Source organism: Metabacillus arenae (assembly GCF_014773385.1).
Lineage (GTDB): Bacteria > Bacillota > Bacilli > Bacillales > Bacillaceae > Metabacillus_D > Metabacillus_D arenae.
In genome coordinates this window covers 154,380-171,768 of sequence record NZ_JACXAI010000010.1, presented here as the reverse complement: position 1 = coordinate 171,768, position 17,389 = coordinate 154,380, and the positions used below count along the sequence as shown (strand labels likewise).

At 39.3% G+C, this 17,389-nt stretch carries 12 protein-coding genes and 1 riboswitch; of the genes, 6 read left to right on the top strand and 6 right to left on the bottom strand.

What is annotated here, in order from left to right:
• Positions 1-177 precede the first annotated feature (177 nt).
• Positions 178-294: riboswitch (TPP riboswitch) on the top strand.
• Positions 295-596: 302 nt separating this feature from the next.
• The 6 genes from thiC to brnQ all read left to right on the top strand — a co-directional run bounded on the left by thiC (position 597) and on the right by brnQ (position 8,188).
• Positions 597-2,381 (top strand): phosphomethylpyrimidine synthase ThiC, encoded by a 1,785-nt coding sequence (thiC, locus tag IC621_RS10050; RefSeq protein ID WP_191158158.1) that lies wholly within the window; start codon positions 597-599, stop codon positions 2,379-2,381.
• Positions 2,382-3,324: 943 nt separating this feature from the next.
• Positions 3,325-3,630, top strand: a complete 306-nt coding sequence (locus IC621_RS10045; protein ID WP_191158157.1) for a PTS sugar transporter subunit IIB — start codon at positions 3,325-3,327, stop codon at positions 3,628-3,630.
• Between the two features lie 16 nt (positions 3,631-3,646).
• Positions 3,647-4,996, top strand: coding sequence for a PTS sugar transporter subunit IIC (locus tag IC621_RS10040; protein ID WP_191158156.1), 1,350 nt, complete (start codon positions 3,647-3,649; stop codon positions 4,994-4,996).
• 228 nt (positions 4,997-5,224) lie between these two features.
• Positions 5,225-5,539: a PTS lactose/cellobiose transporter subunit IIA gene (locus IC621_RS10035; RefSeq protein WP_191158155.1), complete on the top strand. Its 315-nt coding sequence runs from the start codon at positions 5,225-5,227 to the stop codon at positions 5,537-5,539.
• A 243-nt stretch (positions 5,540-5,782) separates the two neighbouring features.
• Entirely contained in the window at positions 5,783-6,487 is a 705-nt protein-coding gene (locus tag IC621_RS10030; protein ID WP_191158169.1) for a DUF421 domain-containing protein, read from the top strand.
• A gap of 363 nt (positions 6,488-6,850) precedes the next feature.
• Positions 6,851-8,188, top strand: a complete 1,338-nt coding sequence (gene brnQ / locus IC621_RS10025) for a branched-chain amino acid transport system II carrier protein (RefSeq protein WP_191158154.1) — start codon at positions 6,851-6,853, stop codon at positions 8,186-8,188.
• Positions 8,189-8,766: 578 nt separating this feature from the next.
• Here the strand turns inward: brnQ and IC621_RS10020 are convergent.
• Genes IC621_RS10020 through IC621_RS09995 form a run of 6 tightly spaced genes read right to left on the bottom strand, consistent with a single transcriptional unit; the run spans position 8,767 to position 17,107 of the window.
• Complete coding sequence (locus IC621_RS10020) at positions 8,767-10,560, bottom strand: IucA/IucC family protein (RefSeq protein WP_191158153.1); 1,794 nt, start codon at positions 10,558-10,560, stop codon at positions 8,767-8,769.
• A gap of 19 nt (positions 10,561-10,579) precedes the next feature.
• Positions 10,580-11,947: a lysine N(6)-hydroxylase/L-ornithine N(5)-oxygenase family protein gene (locus tag IC621_RS10015; RefSeq protein WP_191158152.1), complete on the bottom strand. Its 1,368-nt coding sequence runs from the start codon at positions 11,945-11,947 to the stop codon at positions 10,580-10,582.
• A complete protein-coding gene (locus IC621_RS10010; protein ID WP_191158168.1) occupies positions 11,922-12,473 on the bottom strand; it encodes a GNAT family N-acetyltransferase in 552 nt (183 codons plus the stop codon). The genes IC621_RS10015 and IC621_RS10010 overlap by 26 nt, the downstream gene beginning before the upstream one ends.
• Positions 12,474-12,495: 22 nt before the next feature.
• Positions 12,496-14,259: an IucA/IucC family protein gene (locus IC621_RS10005; protein WP_191158151.1), complete on the bottom strand. Its 1,764-nt coding sequence runs from the start codon at positions 14,257-14,259 to the stop codon at positions 12,496-12,498.
• The gene (locus IC621_RS10000; protein ID WP_318153022.1) at positions 14,243-15,754 is read right to left on the bottom strand and encodes a pyridoxal phosphate-dependent decarboxylase family protein; all 1,512 of its coding nucleotides are present in this window, start codon (positions 15,752-15,754) and stop codon (positions 14,243-14,245) included. Before IC621_RS10000 ends, IC621_RS10005 begins: the two co-directional genes overlap by 17 nt.
• Before the next feature lie 6 nt (positions 15,755-15,760).
• Positions 15,761-17,107, bottom strand: a complete 1,347-nt coding sequence (locus tag IC621_RS09995; protein WP_191158149.1) for an aspartate aminotransferase family protein — start codon at positions 17,105-17,107, stop codon at positions 15,761-15,763.
• Between the last annotated feature and the right edge of the window lie 282 nt (positions 17,108-17,389).

Genomic DNA, 17,389 nt, shown 5'->3' with positions numbered 1-17,389 from the left:
TGGTGCTTACTTATTTCGACAATTTGGGGAGGTACTCCTTTTTTTGCGTTTCAAAACCCTTGAGGCTCTAAGGATTCAATTTATGAAATTCATTCATGTTTCTATTTTTTAAAAAATCATACTATTATCCCCTTTCTTTTTTCTTCACCGGCCTTTATAATTAAGAACAAATTGAATAAGTATAACTAGGGGGGTCCAAATGAGTTTGGGCTGAGAGAGAAACGCGATGAAGTTTCTTGACCCTTCGGACCTGATCTGGATCATACCAGCGTGGGGAAGTTAGAGTCAACATGTACCATGAGTACATACTTCTATTTCTGCGTATCAAGCCGGGTCCAATCTATTTGGATCCGGCTTTTATTTTTCTTCTATCTATTCCTATTTGGTATCGACCGGATCTTGTCCACCACTATTTCAAAGGCTGTTTTTGTACACTTTGTTGCTAGTAAAACAAAATGGTGATATCCAGAGCCATTAAGTCTGCCAGAGTTCTAATTAGGAGCAATTGCTGACTGACCAATTGCCTTTATTTACAGAACTCTCAGATCAATTAGCAACAAGCTATAAGAAAAGAGCTATCTTAAAGGAGAGATTCCATGCCAAACTCATTAAATGAAAAAAACATTTCCATCATGTCCAGCTTTTCAGGCAGTAAAAAAGTATATGTTGAAGGATCAAGACCAGACTTAAAAGTACCAATGCGCGAAATTGAATTAAGCCCCACATCTGGTTCTTTTGGCGAAGAAGAAAACCCGCCGCTAAGAGTTTATGATACCAGCGGACCCTACACAGATCCAAACTGTTCCATCGATATTCGAAAAGGAATTTCTCCAATAAGAGAAAAATGGATTCAAGAGAGAAACGATGTCGAAGAATACAGCGGCCGGAATATTAAACCAGAAGACAATGGCTATAAATCAGCAGATGACCCGCGAGCAAATCTAGAAATTTTTCCTGGAACAAGCAAAAAGCCATATCGAGCAAAAAGCGGACAAAATGTCACACAGCTTCACTATGCAAGAAAAGGAATCACCACACCTGAAATGGAGTTCATTGCTATAAGAGAACAGTGTACTCCTGAATTTGTACGCGATGAGGTGGCTAAAGGACGAGCAATTATCCCAGCCAACATTAACCATCCGGAAAGTGAGCCTATGATAATCGGCAGAAACTTTCATGTAAAAATCAATGCTAACATCGGGAACTCCGCCGTCTCCTCGTCTATTGAAGAGGAGGTAGAAAAAATGACATGGGCCACTCGTTGGGGTGCGGATAACATTATGGACCTCTCAACAGGGAAAAACATTCATACAACACGGGAGTGGATTATCCGAAATTCACCTGTTCCGGTTGGAACCGTGCCTATTTACCAAGCTCTTGAAAAAGTAAATGGAGTTGCTGAAGATCTTACGTGGGAAGTTTATCGGGATACATTAATTGAACAAGCAGAGCAAGGTGTTGATTATTTCACGATTCATGCAGGTGTTTTATTACGATATGTACCTCTAACTGCAAATCGGGTAACCGGTATAGTTTCACGCGGAGGATCCATTATGGCCCAATGGTGCTTGGCTCATCATAAAGAAAACTTTTTATATACTCATTTTGAAGATATTTGCGAGATTATGAAAACATATGACATCTCCTTTTCGCTTGGTGACGGACTTAGACCTGGGTCTATTGCCGATGCCAATGATGAAGCCCAATTTGCTGAGCTGGATACTCTTGGTGAATTAACGAAAATTGCCTGGAAGCATGATGTCCAAGTCATGGTAGAGGGACCAGGTCATGTTCCGATGCACCTAATCAAAGAAAACATGGATAAGCAACTGGAAGTGTGCCAAGAAGCACCGTTTTATACACTTGGACCGCTAACAACAGATATTGCACCAGGCTATGACCATATCACTTCAGCCATTGGGGCAGCGATGATTGGCTGGTACGGAACGGCGATGCTTTGCTATGTAACTCCGAAAGAGCATTTAGGATTACCGAACAGAGATGATGTTCGTGAAGGAGTTATTACTTATAAAATAGCGGCTCACGCAGCGGATTTGGCAAAAGGTCATCCTGGAGCTAGAAAAAGAGATGACGCCTTATCGAAGGCTCGTTTTGAATTCAGATGGCGTGATCAATTTAACCTTTCATTGGACCCTGAACGAGCACTGGAGTATCATGATGAAACATTGCCTGCTGAAGGAGCCAAAACAGCTCACTTCTGTTCCATGTGCGGACCTAAATTTTGCAGTATGAGAATCTCTCATGATATTCGGAAAAACTATGCAAAAGAAAGTGACTTATTGACAGAGGAAGCGATTGAACAAGGAATGAAGGAAAAATCAGCAGAATTTAAAAACTCTGGGGGGAAAATTTATCAATAAGGGAACCGAAGAACAGGTAAACCGCCTATTAAGTGAGATAAATCATTGCAAACAAGAAGTTACTAAATTAGAGGAAGCATTAGCAGCCATACAGAAAACCTGTCAGCACCATTTTGTAGAGGAACATTTCAGCAGAAAATGTGTGAAATGCAAATTTGTCGAGGTTTTATATTATTAAAAGGGGCTTTTCTAAAAGATTGCTACTTTTGTAGTATAAAAGACAGTTAATAAAGGAAAGCATTGCTTCAAGTCTCATTTCTCACCTCCAACTTCAGGGAGACTATGTTTCAATCGCATCAAAGATTACGAAAAAAATAGACTATTAAATATAATTGAGTAAGCAGGCTGCAAAAGCAGCCTGCTTTTTGATCAGTTAAGAAAATTTAAGTTAATTAAAGTATTAACGTGATAAAGAATGTTATCTTTGTCCAGCTCCGAGCGCCATCGCCCCTAGGTCTCAGGGTCAATCCCTGCCTGCTCGCCCGAGTGCTTGTCGCCGAAGGACTAGCGCTCTGTGCTTTTCGTTCTCATTTCATAATTGAGAGTTTCAAGGTTGGTAATTATTAAACGGTGCTTACGGAAATAAAGGCACCTTTCATCCGATTATTTGCATGCTTTAGACTAACTCTACATCAGCGAAATAATTGTACATTCATCTCTACTTCCACAAATTATTACTCAAATCTGACAAACCCGGGAACTTACATTTCAGAAAACCTTCAAAACTATATCGAGTCCATATTTCCCAATAAAAAAATTCTAAGAAAACATCCTGTTCCACAAACGAAGCACATTCCTACGATTGAAACAAAAAACTTAATCGTCGATTCCTATTTAAAGCATCATATGAAAGCGTTATCATAAAATATATTAACCAGACACAATTGGTTGAGAAAAATGAGCAGAAATATCTGAAAAAATAGTAGAGTGGAGGATTGAAAAAATGAAAAATATTTTACTTGTATGTGCTGCAGGAATGTCAACTAGTTTGCTAGTTACGAAGATGAATGAGCATGCTGATTCGATTGGGGAATCGATCGAGATTTTTGCATTGCCGATCTCAGAATGCAGTTCTGTTGCAGACAAAGTCGATGTTGTTCTATTGGGGCCACAGGTCCGCTACCAAAAGTCTCAAGTTGAGTCCATCATTCCTGCTGGGATCCCAATTGAAGTTATTAATATGCGTGACTATGGGACAATGAACGGAAAGGCCGTTCTAGAAAGAGCTCTTCAGCTTATGAATCAATAAACTTGGGGGTGTACTTATGAGCTTCATGCAGAAATTCGAGTCAGTTGTTGAACGGATTTTAGTACCGATTGCAACCAAGTTAAACTCACAGCGTCATATTTGTGCAATCAGGGATGCATTCATCCTTTCGTTCCCTATTATTATGGCAGGGTCAATTATTATCCTCTTAAATTTTGCTATTCTTTCTCCAGACGGATTTATTGCGAAAATTCTCTTTTTAGAAAAGCTTTTTCCTAACTTAGCGGATGCACAGCAAATCTTCACCCCAGTTTTGCGGGGCTCTCTGGATATCATGGCCATATTAGTTGTCTTTTTGGTAGGTCGGAATATGGCCATTTCTTTGAAAGCAGATGACCTTCTTTGCGGTTTAACGTCTGTATCCTGTTATTTTATTATTTACACTCCTTATTCGGTTATTGAAAACCAGAACTTCTTAACTACCCAATGGCTGGGTGCTCAAGGTCTTTTTGTAGCGCTCATTGTCGGAATTTTAGTGGGTGAGTTATTCGGGCGCCTTTCTCATGCAAAACGGCTGCAGATAAGCATGCCTCCCCAAGTACCTCCAGCAGTCGCACGAACATTTAAAGTACTATTTCCAATCGTAATTATTACAGTTATCTTTGCATTATTAAGCTATTTTATTACCTTTATTGCTCCACAAGGATTGCATGACCTAGTATACAAAGTTTTACAATCTCCTTTAAAAGAGATGGGGACAAATGTCTTTACCGTCATTTTACTTGGAATTATTGCAAACTTTTTATGGATTTTTGGTATTCATGGTCCAAACACAATTGCGGCTATTCGTGAAACAATTTTCACTGAAGCAAACCTTCAGAACTTAGAATTTGTTGCAAAAACTGGATCCCCTTGGGGAGCACCTTATCCTGAAACCTGGGTCTTAAATGATGCATTTGCTAATTATGGCGGATCTGGAATGACACTTGGCCTCCTTATCGCCATCTTCATAGCATCGAAACGTCAGGAATACAGAGATATTGGAAAACTATCGATCGCCCCAGGTCTCTTTAACATTAATGAACCAGTAATTTTTGGGCTTCCGGTCGTGTTAAACCCAATTTTTATTATTCCATTTATTATTGTTCCGGCTATTAATACGTTTATCGGCTATCTTTTCATTGAGTTTCAGTTTATCCCGCCTATTGCTTATGCTGTTCCTTGGACGACACCGGGTCCGCTCATTCCATTTCTAGGCACAGGAGGTAATTGGATTGCTCTCTTAGTAGGCTTCCTCTGTTTAGCTGTCTCTACTATTGTTTACTTGCCATTTGTAATGGCTGCCAATAAGACAGCAAATGTAGACGCAAAAGAGTCAATTGAAAACCAAAATAATTTTAGCGGATGAAAGACCAGAGGGAACCGCCTTTCAGCGACAAACACTTGAGCTTTCGGTCAGAAGGTTGCTCTGGTCGAAAGCTTGTGACAGGGAGCAATAGCGGTTGAAGCTGGATTTATACAGAGAAAAAATTGGGAATTTAAAATCCCTCCATACTCATTATTAAGTTAGGTACGGATAGTAAAAAGCAGTATATTTTTATCTACAATGATTCACATAACGAAGGAGGCTTAAGTAATGACAGAGAAGATGGAACTCATTTGTTTTCAAATAATTAGTCAGGCAGGAGCTGCCCGAAGCAGCTTTATGGAGGCTTTGAAGCTTGGAAGGGAATCAAAATTTGAAGAGGCTGGGTTAAAGGTGAAAGAGGCGGCACTCCTTTTATCTGAAGGTCATAAAGTTCACAGTCAGCTCATACAAAAAGAAGCTGCAGGAGAAAAAGTCCCCGTTTCACTACTTACTCTGCACGCAGAGGATTTAATGATGACAACGGAAACAATGGGAGAACTTGTAAAAGAAATGGTGTTTATGTATGAGGAATTCCGAAAATAAACGATTGGCCTAATAAGGCATTATTTTAGACCAGTCATAGTTTTTGCTGAAATGATCTACTTCTATTAAATGATACGTTTCTTTTACAAGGCTTTCTAATTGCCCCTCTTGGTCCTAGTGTTTTTTCCTTAATTCCATCTGCATCTTAAAAATACCTACAAACCTTTTGAAAGCTGTAATAGAAAGTTTAATAATCAGGAAATAATAACAACTAGTAATAAGCGCGGAGGAGCTGGAATGATAGTGGATTTTTTTCATAGTAAAGAAACACTGACAGAGCTTGATTGGATACTGCGGGCGTGTGTTTCTTTTTTCTTTTTGTTAGGGGCAGCAAAAATAATGGGGCAGCGGTCAATTTCTCAATTGAGGCTGCTCGATTTCGTCATGGCACTATTATTGGGAAACATCATTGCCCATCCATTATCAGATGAAGAACTAGGATTAAAAGGGTCTATGATTACTATGTCTGTCCTTGTCATATTATATTTGTTTGCTGTTTTTCTTAGTTTAAAATGGGGGAACCTTAAGAAATTTCTCGATCCCGCTCCTTTTCCTCTTATAAAAAATGGACAAATTTTTTATAAAAATCTAAGAAAAGCAAGGATATCCGTTGAGTACCTGCTATCACAATTAAGAAAAGAAAAGATAGAAGACATTTATAAGGTAGCGCTGGCTTTGTGGGAACCAGATGGAACGATGTCAATTTTTCTCAAACCAACTTATCAAACAGTGACAGCTTCAGATCTCAATCTGCAGCCCAAAGCATTCAGCCTGCCACAGCCAATTATTAAAGATGGAAAGATTGACTTCGTTCATTTGAACCATTCAGGGAAAAACGAGCAATGGTTGAAAGAACAGATTATCCAGACATATCAGGTGGAAATACAGGACGTACTGCTTGCAACCTTAGAAGAAAACAATAAAGTAAAAATTCAGTTGTATAAGTAAGCAGTAATATTTTGGAAAGGTGAAATGTGCGAATAGGCTCTTTCTTTAAGGATAGGCAGGCTGTGAGCGAATTCGGGTAGCCTATGAGCGAAATAGCTCTTTCTATGAGCGATGTCCGGGCTATGTGCGAATTTGGGTAGCCTACCTATGAGCGAAATAGCTCTTTCTATGAGCGATCTACAGGCTATGTGCGAAATCGGACAGGCTAATTTGTACATACTATTTTAATAAAAAATAATTATGATACAATAATAATTCTTTGTTGGAATTTGTCGAAAGTTGTGATATGATAGGTTTCATTGTTGATAAGCGTGTTTTCTTCAATTTTCAGAATAATTAATTATCAGAAAGGAGCATACCGGTATGAAGAACATTTCCTTAAAACAGACAGTCTTTATGGGATTAATGCTGTTTGCTTTATTCTTCGGTGCCGGGAACCTCATTTTCCCCCCATCGATTGGTCAAGCTGCCGGAACAAACTTTTGGGCAGCAATTTCGGGCTTTATTATTACGGCAGTTGGTCTGCCTTTGCTCGGTATTATCGCAGTTGCTAAAACAGGTTCAGATTTGGAAGGCCTTTCCAGTAAGGTTCACCCGATATTCGGTGTAATATTTACTAGTATTCTTTATCTTACGATAGGTCCGTTCTTTGCTATTCCGCGTACAGCAACTGTTAGTTTTGAAACAGGTATTTCAGGTTTATTGCCTGAGCAGTTGGCAAACCAGCCTGCACTAGCGCTTTTACTATACGCGATTATTTATTTTGCAATTGCCTATTGGGTTTGCTTGAATCCTTCTAAGCTTGTTGACAGAATTGGGAATATTTTAACACCAGCCATTCTTGTTATAATCGCTATTTTAGTAGGGAAAGGACTAATTCTGCCAATTGGGACAATGGGTTCACCCCAAGAAAGCTATCAAGATGGCGTGTTTTTCAAAGGGTTTACTGAAGGGTATTTAACAATGGATGCTTTGGCATCTGTTACCTTCGGAATTGTTGTGATTACCTTAATGAAACAACAGGGGATCACTAGTAAAAAGCACATTGAAAAGCTAACCATTAAAGTTGGCACCATTGCAGCACTCGGATTGGCATTGGTTTATATCTCATTAGGTTATCTTGGCTCTACTACCCAATCACTTGGGATTACCGCAAATGGCGGAGAAATTTTGGTTTCCATGGTAACAGCATTATTAGGTAATATCGGCTTGGTTTTACTTGGAACAGTGTTAACTTTAGCTTGCTTTACAACAACTGTTGGATTAGTTGTCGCCTGCAGTCAGTATTTTGAAAAGCTGTATCCAAAAATAACATATAAACAATATGTATTGATTTTTTGCTTAATAAGCGCAACCATTTCAAACTTAGGACTCACCAATATCATTGAATATTCTGTTCCGGTCTTAACGATGATTTATCCATTAACAATCGTTCTGATTTTATTATCACTCTTCCAAAATGAGTTGAATGCTGGTCAGCCTGTCTATGTAGGCGGAATGATTGGGTCGGCTGTTATCAGTTTTGTCGAAGGGCTTACCGGAATGGGGATAAATTTAAAAGGTATTGTCTCTGTCTATGAAAACATCCCATTCTATTCGCAAGGTTTAGGCTGGGTAATCCCAGCTATTATTGGGATTCTCGTTGGGTTTGTTATACAGCATCGGACCCCTGTCCATAAACTTGCTAAATCGGAAAACTAAGAAAAAAGCGTCGGTATGAGTTTCGCTCACACGGACGCTTTTCTATTTATTTTACTAAAACTCTTCTATTATAAAAGCAATTATTAGCTGCTTTATCTTGTTATTGACTTTTAAAAAGCGTTTACTTTCCTTATCACAGATTTTATTTTCCGATTCCTTTCATAAATTTGCCTGATCGGCAAATTTACTTTCCGATTTAAAAATATACTGTACTTATCTTCTGTTTACTAGCTAGCAAAACGATTTATTGGCTAACACCCCGTTATATTAGCAAGTTCTTCAACAGGAACGAAAAGCGTTCGACCTTGGGTAAGCAAAAGACGAGCGCATTGCTTTTATTGAGAGAATCAGAAAGCTGGTCATGAACTTGAGCTGGAAATGGACTATCATATAAATACTTCTACTTACTTATGGTTGCATAGAACGAAAAGCGCAGAAGGCGAGCCGCCCGAGAAGGTTGTTCTTTAACCTTCTCGGGCGGATTGACCCTGAGACCTAAGGGCCGATGGCGCTCGGAGCTGGACTTTCTGACGCTATAATATAAAAGACTACCAAAAAACCGGTAGTCTTTTCCCTTACTATACAGGCTGCTCCCTAAAGCCCGCCAGCGCATTGTTTACCTTTCCAAACTCTGAAGCATGAGGGCGGTCATCATCATCTCCATAACCGTAATCCACCATACGATTTCGATTTAGACAAAGCTTTGTCAGCTGCGGCTTGAAAAAATCGAATAGTTTAAAGCGCTCCTCTAAGTGAGGAAAAGCTTTTTGGTAGTCTTTGATAGATTGGCTTAGCAATTCCCAGAATCGTGTTTCATCTAGCAAATCCTGGTTAACCATTATACTGGACAAGTAACGCAGGTGACAAATAAACAGTCCGGTAAAAATAAATTGTGTTAAGCCTTCTGGCGGCTCACTGCGAAGAACTTTTTTCAAATCCTCTGTTAATGCTTCTAATTCAGGGAATGGTTGATCACTTATGTTAACGTCATCTACGAAATCCTTGATTGCCAAACGATGCGGCTTATAATCTTTTAATACAAGAATTGTATTTTGTCCATGGGGAGAGAATACTGTTCCGTATTGATACAAGTAATGAAGAAGCGGCGGCATCACTACATTAAACAATGTTTTTATCCATTCATCTGCTGATAAGCCAGATTTTTCAATCAAGCTTTTTACAAAAGGTTTGCCCTTTTTATCTTCATATAACAAGGCAGCCAATGTGACATGATTTTCTCCTTCCTCCAAATACGTATAAATGCTTTCTCTCCAAATGCAGCCTAACATCTCCAAGTATTGATATGGAGCCTGATCTAGTCGTTGATAGTGACGTTGATCCACGTTTGCGCTGGCAATTTCTCCAGGTAAAATCACTTTACATGTCTCTTTTAGAAAAACATCCTTCTCTGCAATTCCTTTAATATGCTCCGTAATTTTTGGGGCAATTAAAGTGCGTTCTGACGGCAGCCCTCGATACACAAGAGTGTTCAGAATGCTCATCGGCAGCTTGACATGGTGCTTTCCTTTAGAAGATACATTTACAAATGTACGGATGGATTGCTGGGGAAGATAGAGATCCTCACCTTCTCCTAATGGAACAATCAACTCCATCGCCAAATCCTCCACAAAGTTCTGTATTAAATGGTTTTTCCATTGCCATTCATGAACTGGGATAAAGTAATAATCGTCTGCAATTAATCTTTTGCCTGCTAACAGGTCAGTAAACTTCTCAATCGTCCCATGATCTAATTCATCTGATAGGACTTTATTATAATTTAGGCCATTTACCGTGCTGAAGGTTGACCTGGATTTGTGAACAGCTATCCAATAGAGCTTTACAAGCTTTTGCTGCTCTGGGGCAAATCTTAAGTAATCATCATAACCAAAACCGATTCTCCCCTTGTTATACGTAATCCATGGATGGCCTGTCATTTCTCCCTCAAGCTCTGCATAGTCGACATCAACAAGCTCATCAGACGTCTTTTTTGCGTTTTCAAGTAAATGCAAATCTGCCAGCAGTGTATGGTTAAGTTCTCGAATTAAATGTCCAGTCGTATCAGGAGACATTCCGATCAAGGGTTTAATATCCAGTAAAAAATCAATAGCCCGATCAGCCTCAACCCACTTACCTTCTTCATACACTTCGATTGAATCAACCTTCACATCATAACTATCAAATAACCGTTCCTCTGCATGAAATCGGTAGAATTTTTCTTCGTTAATTTCCAACACATACACATTGCCGTCCTTTTCAGGATGAATCATATCCTCATACATATATTCTGCTAACATTTTCGCTAGCAGCTTTTGATTAACTTCCTTCCATCTCTCTTTATCAAGTACTTGTTCAAGTTCTTCTTTTAGGAACATTGTCGATTCTCCCCTTTCATTAAGATGAAGTCATAGCATGATATAATGCGTTTGATTCTTTTGTTTGAGTTTGGCTAAATGTTTGAAATACATTTTTTTGTTGAACAGGGTATACTTCTCTGCCAGCAAGCTGATTTATAATCACAGAATTTCTGTACGCTCCTAATCCTAAATCCGGTGCCCCGACTCCATGTGAATGAAGCTCACCATTTTGAATAAATATTTGATTTTCTGTATAGCTGGTTTGTTTTAAAGCATAATGGCGATCAATAACCAGCCTTTCTTTATCATCACGTTGAATGAAATGGGTAATTCCATTCAGAAAAAACGGTTCTGTTTGCTTATAGCCTGTTCCGAAAATAACAACCTCGGAGCTTTGTGCATTCATTTCTCCGCTTACCCAATTTTTACAGGTTAGATTCCAAATACCGCTGTCTTTTCTCGCTTCACAAACTTCTGTCATGGCTTGCAGGCGAATATCGATGCTTTCATTTGCAATCGTTCTTCTATATAGCTCATCGTAGATTTCAGCAATGGTTGCTGCACTTATGCCTTTATAAAGCAAGTCTTGTTTCGGAAGAAGCTCATCCTTTTTCTGTTGAGAGAGCGAATAGAAAAATTCAATATAGTCTGGTGAAAAATACTCTAATCCTAGCTTTGAATATTCCATTGGAAAGAACCCTTTCGAACGAGTGAGCCAGTTTAGCGAATATCCGCGCAGCTCTTGTTCTTTCAATAAATCCTGGAAAACTTCAGCTGCACTTTGCCCTGATCCGACCACTGTAATGGAATTCGAAGATAGAATTCTCTGCTTATGATTCATGTACTGTGACGAATGAAAAAATGATTCATCCACATGCTCGGCTAAATGTTCAGGAATAACTGGGGTGGTGCCGATTCCTATCACAAGATGTTTAGTGAAATAGATCTCGAGCTGTCCTGATTTTTCGTTCCATACTTCAAGCTCATAAAGGGGCCTGCCAGCTTGTTCAGTTAAAGAAACATGCCTAACATTCATTCCAAACCGGCAGGAATTCAGCTTGCCAGCCGCCCATTGACAATAATGATTATATTCTTTTCTATGGATATGAAAGTTTTCTAGAAAATAATAATGGTACAGCCTTTGATGCTCTTGCAAATAACTAAGATAGCTGTATTTGCTTGTTGCATCAGCCATTGTGACAAGATCGGCCATAAAGGGAACCTGCAGAGTTGTTCCATCAATCATAACACCGGGATGCCAGTTAAATTGTTGATTTCTCTCGAAAAAGAGACCTTTTATTTCAGCTACAGGCTCAAGCAAAGCAGCTAATCCTAAATTAAATGGACCTAGTCCGATGCCGATAACATCATATATTTCATCACGTGAATATGTTGGCTGTTCCATAGCTCCACCTGCTTTCAAACAATTGCCTTTGGCAATACATTAATAATCCTGTTTTATCAGGTAATTGAATTGGCTTTACCGGCTCAAAACCGCATTTCTTAAATACATGGACCATTTTCTCATTTCTGATATCTGGTTCTGCGACAATTTTTCTTGTCTTCTGGTTCAAAAATTGAAATTGGACCATTGCTCGAAGTAATGGTAAGGCCATTCCCTTTCCAAGGAATTCTTCCTCCCCTATCAATAAGTGGATGCCCTGATCGTATGTATCAAAAGGATAATAGTTCTCGATAACATCCTCTTGGACCCAGTAGGCCTCCCAGTAGCTCATTGGTTTGTCATCTATATATCCGATATATAATGTTTGATGCTGATCATCTAATGCCTTTTTCAAATGAGCTTGATAGGCTTTCTCTGGAATATTTAAGTTCCAATAAGGGATCACATGCTCTTTATGCATCCATTGATACAGCCTCGGAAAATCTTGAACCTCATCTACCTTTCGAAAGGAAATCCTCTTTTGAATTTGTTCATCGAAGTGCTCATAATCAAACTTCATAGAGAGACGCCTCCCGTTGATATAAAGGGTTCTTAATCATTGTATAAACGGACTGAGTTTCCAAAGAACCGACTAATTCGTCCATATCATGGAAACGAGTTAGCAGGTTTGCTTTACATGGAAGCTTTTTTTCATCCAATAAGCTTCTCAGCAAGGAGGCTGCGTAAGTGCTTTTATTAGCAAGCTCCTCTAGTTTTTCTGATAATAGATTAAGCAGCTTTGATTCTTCAATTAACCGTGCCGCTCCAAACCCATTGATTAACCCAAACAAGTGATTAAAAAAGAAATAGTAACGGAAACGTTCTTCTGCCACATCCTGGGTACAAATCGTTTCACTCTTCATGCTTAATTCTGGCAGCAATGATTTCAATTCATTTGCTTTTGATTCTGCATAATAATAGCCCTGATTATCTCGATAATAAAAATGAATAGGATACCCATTCTCCAGCTTCACGACAGAATTTTGCTGATGAGCCTCTAATGCTAATCCATAATTTTCGTATAGCCAGTAGAGGGGCTCAAGTGAAAGAGAAAGATAGCGGGTGAACCAGTCCTTGCTTACTTGTTCCGTTGTTCTTTCTTCCTTTTCAGCTAATTGTCTGATCACTCGCTCTAGCTTTGTTTTGCCTTTAAAAGGGTCATCTTGGCAAAGCCCTGCAATCAGTGTGACATCCTCGTTTTTGGAAAAAGGATTTTCCCGAAAAACAACTTCAAATCCTGGGACGCCTTCTATGTTCAAATAGGCAGGATCTTGAATAACTGAAAATCCAGGATTATTTTCATTTAAAAGATCCCCTAGCTTTGTTTGAAGGAGCCTTCCAACTTCAACTCCCCGATCAAGTTCTTTTTGTAAATTCACTCTGAGAGAATTTGTGATTTTTACAGGAACAGAGAATTTGAACATAAAAGACGAGTGTTTGCTATATACAGTTCTCATTGAAGAAGTTGCTGAAAAGGCTTGGCCATGTGCTCCCAAGTAAATTAGTTTTTCCGCCGCCATAAGCTCCTTTACTTCAGGTTTTTCCAGTAATATTTTCGATTGAAGAGGGTGGGCAGGAATCAAGATATAGTCAGGATTCTCTGCATGTTCTTTCAAAAAGCTTTGAGAAATAGACATGTCTTTTTTTAATTCTTCTTTTAATAGATTGGCCGCTGATTGCTTGAGGCTTGAGTCTTGAGCGACAATCGTTTTATGAGCCTTAAAGTAATCTAACTGGAAAGAACCTTTTAATTCTGGAGAATAAATCTCTTCTTCCTCTGTAGTAATTCCTTGCTTGCTTTTTGGTGTAGGATGAAGAAGGTGTCCAAGCAAGAGCGACTGTTCTGCCTCAATAAACGTTGTAAAATCCTTCTCCTCATCACCTCTTTTTTGAAGATAATGTTCAATATTTTTACAGCTTAAAATCACACGAAGCATTAATTCATCCTCTGAATCCAGGCGGTTTTGTTCAAGCAGGAGTTCTTTCGTGATAGCCGCTGTAAGTGTTACATAATCCAGAGGAATCAAGTCTTCCTTTCCTATCACTTGATAATAAAGCGGAAAGGCGAATAAATGCCTTCCTGTTTCTGACCAATAGCTGATTCCTGTGATAAGCTGAATGTGCTGAGATTTTAAAGGGATAATGATGGCTTTAGTCACATTTTCATCCTTTGAAAAATAAATAGCAGAGTCTTCTTCTCTATAATTCTCTGTCTCTCTTAAATAACAATTTAAAAAGCTTTGAATGGTCGCTTGTTCAGCTAATTTTTTCAAATGATTTCCCCTCCTTTTCAGTAAACGATTTTCCTAAGGCTGTAATTTCGTGAACAACTTTTTGAATATCAAGTAAAGTGGTCCTTGGGTTCAGCAAGGTAAACTTCAGATAAAGATTTTGATTAATCGTTGTTTTTGCCGCTACTGCGATGCCCTTCTGCCAGAGCTCGCGATGTATGAATCTTGACAATTTATTTAGCTTCTTTGGGTCAAGATCAGCTGGTTCGTAGCGAAAAACAAGGGCGTTCAGCTCAGGCTCCGGATTTAATAGACTAAAGTCTTTGGTATCCCTTAGAAGAGCTGCCGTTTGTTTAGCAAGCCTTACCGTTCGGTCAATCATCTCTCCAAACCTTTTTGTGCCTAGAATTTTCAAAGAAACATATAGTTTTAGAGCATCAAACCTTCTTGTTGTTTGGATCGATTTATTTACAAGGTGCGGGATTCCCTCCTCTTCATCTTCCTCAGGATTCAAGTATTCTGCATAATGCTGGATATACTTGAAGTTTATAGAATCTTTTACAAAGAAGGCCCCGCAGCTGATCGGCTGGTAAAACAGCTTATGAAAATCAATAGTAACTGAATCTGCAAGCTCCAGCCCGGCTATTTTCTGAAGGTTTTCATGACTTAGCATGAAGGCTCCGCCGTAAGCTGCATCTATATGGAGCCATATTTCATGCTCATTTGCTATATCAGCAATTTCTACCAGCGGATCAATACTTCCAAAGTCCGTTGTTCCACACGTTGCCACAATGGCTATTGGAAGAAGCTGCTGCTCCTTTAATTCTGATAGTTTTTTCTGAAGATCCACTGTACATAAACGGTGCTGTTCATCAGTTTTCACTAACAGGACTGCATCCTCCCCAAGCCCTAACTGTGAAGCAGATTTCTTTACAGTGAAATGAGCGTTCTCTGAACAAAGAATGCGCAGGCGATGACCGTCTTTTGGGAGGCCGCTTCTTTTGACATCCGTATTAAATACCTTTTCACAATAGCTGTTTCTTGCAAGCAATAACCCCATATAGTTAGACTGGGTTCCCCCGCTTGTAAAGGTTCCGTCTGCCCCATCTGATAATCTCATTCTCTGACAAAGCCACTTCACCATTTTTTCCTCTACATATGTTGCCGACATGCTTTGATCCCACGAGTCCATCGATTGATTTAATTGACTGATTACCATTTCTGCAGCCAATGCAGGAATCAGCGGCGGACAATGCAAATGAGCCATACTTGTAGGGTGAGTGACATGGATACTGTTTGCCACTACGTAATCTCCTATTTCCCTCATGACGATTTCCGCTGATTCTCCTTCTGCCTGTATAGCAGCTAATCTTTCTATTTCTTCTTTAAGAGCCTCTGGCGTTTTGCCGTTATATGGAGACCCTTTCCCAGGATATGAATTCAGGAGGATTTCGACTGTTTGCTGAACAATCTCCAGGTATGCCAGCTTGCCTTTTTCATTTTCATGCAGAAAAAATTCGTCAAATTCTCTTTCCACCAACCTTCACCCCGCCTTGACCGCTGCTTTTACAGCTTCCTTAAATATGCTGCAAATATCATCTAACTGTCTTTCTGTGACAATAAGCGGCGGCAGGAACCGCACAACACTGCCATGTCTTCCGCCTACCTCTAAGATTAATCCCCGATCAAAGCATTCTCTCTGTATTCTGCTTGCAAGCTGAGGATTTGCAGGATAACTTCCTGTTTTAGAGGGAGATAAATAGGGATCTACTATTTCGGCACCAATCATTAAGCCGCGTCCCCTAACATCACCTATTTCAGGCGCATTTAGTTCTTTTATGAAGTCTTGCAGCTTTTTTCCCATTTTTTCTGCATGCTCATCCAGCTTATGTTCTTTAATAAATTTGAGTGTAGCTGCTCCTGTCGCCATTGCCATTTGATTCCCTCTGAATGTCCCTATGTGTGCTCCAGGTGACCAAACATCCAGATCTTGATCATAAATGACAACTGATAATGGCAGGCTTCCACCAATAGCTTTAGAAAGAACGATAACATCTGGAATGATGTCAGCATGTTCGAATGCGAACAATTTCCCAGTTCTCCCAATACCGGTCTGAACTTCGTCAATAATTAATGGGATTTGACGCTCCTTCGTAATTCTTCTCATTTCTTTCATCCAATCGACCGGTGCAGGAATTGATCCTCCTTCTCCTTGAACAGCTTCAAAAATCATCCCGGCCGGCGGCAGGATCCCGCTTTCAGGGTCATCTAATACATTTTCAATATATCGACTGCTTATTTTATGGCATTCCTCTCCACCTACACCAAATGGGCATCTATATTCATATGGATACGGGAGGAAGTGGACATCAGGCATCAGACCATTTACTTTTTCCTTTGGAGCTAAATTTCCGCTTAACGCCATCGTGCCATGTGTGGCTCCATGGTATCCTCCTTGGAAGGATAAAATACTTCTTCTCCCAGTAGCCGTTTTTACTAGCTTAATAGCTGCCTCAATCGCATCTCCTCCAGTAGGCCCGCAAAATTGGATTTTCGCTCTGCTGGCAAATTCTTTAGGCAAGCTTGCAAAAACTTCATCAATAAATCCTTCCTTAACAGGTGTCGTCAAATCTAATGTATGTAAAGGTCTCTTATCATAAATCACTTTCTCCAATGCTTCAATGACTACAGGGTGGTTATGGCCTAATGCGAGTGTTCCTGCTCCGGCTAAACAATCGTAATAGCTTTTCCCGTCTGCATCCTTGACAAAGATCCCTTCTGCTTCATTAATGGCTATCGGTATTCTTCGCGGATAAGAACGAGCATTAGATTCCCGTTTTGTTTGTTGCTCTAATAATTCCTTATTTTTGGAAGCATATGTTGAAATCAATGAAAAGCACTCCTTTTTATTGATAATTATTTTCAATTAACTTTTCTTCTACTACAATAATTGAAAATGATTATCATCGTCAACTGTACTTGAGAACTATTATCAATGATTTTTTTCTATCCTTTTTAAAATTTCTAGGCCTTATGAATGATTTTTTTTTCAAATAATGTTAGGTTTATCCTTTTCTCTTCGGTTTTAAAAAAATTTTGGGGTAAAATTTTTCATAGAATGAAATGTATCTTTAAGTGGTGGAGAAATTGATATTGCTTCTATCATTAACGA